Below are 713 nucleotides of genomic sequence, written 5' to 3' on the forward strand. Positions count from 1 at the left end.
AAAAATTGCTGAAAACTGCCTGCGGGCCAGTCGTCCATCAGGTGCGGAATGCCCGCGTCCAGCAGCGTCACCGCGTCGTTGAAGGTCACGACAGCGCTGCACGGCCGACGGCGATGCGCCTCCTGCAAACGTGCCCGGCGGCAGGCCGTGCAGTCGCAGCCGAAGACAGGTACCAGCTGGGCACCGCCGGTGCCGGTCAGTTGGATGGTTAGGGCCATGGTTTCCCCCTTTAACGGCATTGCCAGGCGGCGCTGTGCTTAGGTTTTATAGCGCTTTAGTAAAACGAAAATGGCTCTGGGCATACCCTTCGCGAAGATAAAACCGATGCGCATCCACGCGCTTTACGCTGGTCGACAGCTCGGTCATCTCGGCACCTGCATGTCGCGCCTGCGTTTCGGCCCAGGCCAGCAGCTGACTGCCGACTTTCAGGCCACGGGCCTGCGGCAATACCACCAGCTCCTGAATCTCACCGATCCAGTTGGCGTGATGCAGATGAAACTGCAAATGCAGGCCAATCATCCCGACGACGTGCCCGTCCAGCTCCGCAAGATGGTAGTGCATGTTGCGATCCTGAAGATTCGCGAGATACCCGGCGTGAAAGGCTTTCTGGTCGAATTCCGCCTGTTTTAACTCACAGATCAGACCGTAAACGGCCTGCGCATCGTCCGCAGTGGCGGGGCGCAGCTGGCAGTCAGGCATGTTGTTTCTCCTTT

2 protein-coding genes are annotated in these 713 nt (G+C 59.6%); both read right to left on the reverse strand.

Annotation, left to right across the window (positions count from 1 at the left end; translation table 11 throughout):
- Positions 1-218: MBL fold metallo-hydrolase (locus ETG88_RS22210; protein ID WP_491546706.1), on the reverse strand; the 218-nt coding region annotated here is incomplete at its 3' end.
- A 46-nt stretch (positions 219-264) separates the two neighbouring features.
- A complete protein-coding gene (gene phnO, locus ETG88_RS22215) occupies positions 265-699 on the reverse strand; it encodes an aminoalkylphosphonate N-acetyltransferase (protein ID WP_129036428.1) in 435 nt (144 codons plus the stop codon).
- Positions 700-713 lie beyond the last annotated feature (14 nt).

Source organism: Lelliottia nimipressuralis, from assembly GCF_004115925.1.
Lineage (GTDB): Bacteria > Pseudomonadota > Gammaproteobacteria > Enterobacterales > Enterobacteriaceae > Enterobacter > Enterobacter nimipressuralis.

Bases quoted from the DNA above. Each gene is read 5' to 3' on its own strand.
- phnO (WP_129036428.1), bottom strand. From the start codon at position 699: ATGCCTGACTGCCAGCTGCGCCCCGCCACTGCGGACGATGCGCAGGCC.